This window comes from Actinomadura sp. DC4, from assembly GCF_030406325.1.
In the GTDB taxonomy this organism is placed as follows: domain Bacteria; phylum Actinomycetota; class Actinomycetes; order Streptosporangiales; family Streptosporangiaceae; genus Actinoallomurus.
Window position 1 is genome coordinate 46,749 of sequence record NZ_JAUEQY010000038.1, and the last position, 2,282, is coordinate 49,030.

Annotated in this window: 1 protein-coding gene; it reads left to right on the top strand. The window is 71.0% G+C overall.

Annotated elements, in window-relative coordinates; translation table 11 throughout:
• Window positions 1–75: 75 nt before the first annotated feature.
• Window positions 76–2,007 (top strand): ABC transporter ATP-binding protein, encoded by a 1,932-nt coding sequence (locus tag QWU11_RS40990; protein WP_290119971.1) that lies wholly within the window; start codon window positions 76–78, stop codon window positions 2,005–2,007.
• Window positions 2,008–2,282: the final 275 nt, after the last annotated feature.

A 2,282-nucleotide genomic window follows, 5' to 3' on the forward strand; every position in this document is an offset into this window, starting at 1 on the left:
CGTCCCGGTCACCGTACGGCGCGAAGAATCCAGAGAGAGCGAGGCGGTTTCGTGGCCATGCTAGGCGGGCCGTCCATGAGTGCGGTCAGACGGGGCCCGGTCGACGATCTGATGTCGCGGCAGCGGGTCAAACGCGGGACCGTACGGCGGATCGTGCCGTACGCGCGGCCGTACCGCTGGCACATCGTGACGCTGCTGGTGGCCACGGTCATCAGCGCCTGCATCGCGGCCGCCAGCCCGCTGTTCCTCAAACTGATCATCGATGACGGGGTGCTCCCCCGGCATCTCGGCGTCGTCGTGTGGCTCAGCCTCGGCCTGGCCGGGCTGGCCCTGGTGGACGCCGGCTCCGGCTTCGTCCAGGGCTGGGCCTCGGGCTGGATCGGCGAGGGGCTCGTCTGCGAGCTGCGCACCGAGGTGTTCGCGCACGTGCAGGAGCAGCCGCTGGCGTTCTTCACCCGTACGCAGACCGGCAAGCTGATCAGCCGGCTGAACGCCGACGTCATCGGCGCCCGGCAGGCCGTGACCTCCCTGCTGAGCCAGGCGGTGTCCACGATCCTGACGCTGGTCCTGGTGCTCGCGGCGATGTTCTACCTGTCCTGGCAGATCACCGTCGCGGCCCTGGTGATGATCCCGCTGTTCCTGATCCCCGCGCGGCTGATCGGGCGCCGGATCCAGCGGATCACCCGGGCGATGATGGAGCAGGACGCCGAGATGAGCTCGATGATGACCGAGCGCTTCAACGTCTCGGGCGCGATGCTGGCCAAGCTGTACGGCCGCGCGCCGGAGGAGCGGGACCTGTTCGCGAACAAGGCCGCCCGGGTCCGCGACGTCGCCGCCAAGGGAGTCGTCTGGGGCCGGCTGCTGCCGATCATCGTCACGATCCTCACCTCCTTCACGACGGCCCTGGTGTACGGCCTGGGCGGCGGCCTAGCGATCAACGGCACGCTGCAGCTCGGCACCCTGGTGGCGATGGTGGCGCTGCTGATGCGCCTGTACGGGCCGGTCAACCAGCTCTCGAACCTGCAGTCGTCGGCCATGGTCGCCCTGGTGAGCTTCGACCGGGTCTTCGAGGTCCTGGACCTCAAGCCGCACATCACCGAACGCCCCGGCGCGCGGCCGCTGACCGTCCCGGCGGACCGGACCGGGTCCGAGGCGGGCCTGCTGGACATCGAGTTCGAGGACGTCTCCTTCCGGTATCCGAGCCCCGGCCAGGTGTCGCTGGCGTCGCTGTCGTCGGCCGCCAAACCCGAGCCGGCCCGTACGGACGACAACACGCCGACCCTCACCGGGGTGAGCTTCCTCGCCCCGGCCGGCAAGCTGACCGCGCTCGTCGGCCCGTCCGGCGCCGGCAAGACCACGATCACCCACCTGGTGCCGCGGCTGTACGACCCGACCTCGGGCGCCGTGCGCATCGACGGTCACGACCTTCGCGACCTGACCCTCGCGTCCGTACGGGAGAACATCGGCGTGGTCACGCAGGACGCGCACCTGTTCAACGAGACGGTGCGCGCCAACCTGCTGTACGGCCGCCCCGACGCCGACGAGGACGAGCTCGTCGAGGCCTGCCGCGCGGCGCTGATCTGGGACACGATCGAAGCGCTGCCCGAGGGGCTCGACACGGTCGTCGGCGATCGCGGCTACCGGTTCTCCGGCGGGGAGAAGCAGCGCATCACGCTGGCCCGGCTGCTGCTGAAGGCCCCGCCGATCGTCGTACTGGACGAGGCGACGGCCCACCTGGACTCAGAGTCGGAGGCGGCGATCCAGCGGGCGCTGAAGACGGCCCTGGCCGGCCGCACGTCACTGGTGATCGCGCACCGCCTGTCCACGATCCGCGAGGCCGACCAGATCCTGGTGATCGAGGCGGGCCGGATCAGCGAACGCGGCACCCACGAGAAGCTGCTGGCCGCGGGCGGTCTGTACGCCGACCTCTACCACAGCCAGTTCGCCCGTCAGGCGGAGGACATAGAGGTCAACGGCGGCCCGGTCCTCGACGGCAGCCCCACGTAGGCCGTGATCCGAAGATGACGTTGATGGCGGCTGCGTAGCAGCCGCCATCAGCCGGTCGGAACAGGATCGACGGCGCTACGGCGCCCGCCGAGCGGGGCCGACACCGCGGCAGCACACCGCCACCCGGCCGTTCGCGGTCCCCGCGCCCGTCCTCGCCGACCGTGTCCGGAGAACGTGCCGTTCATGCCGCGACGCAGGTGGGCGCGGTCCGGCCTCGCTCTCGCCCCCCCCGAGTTGGGGGGGCGAGCGCGAGGCCGGTCATGCCCCCGTGCCGG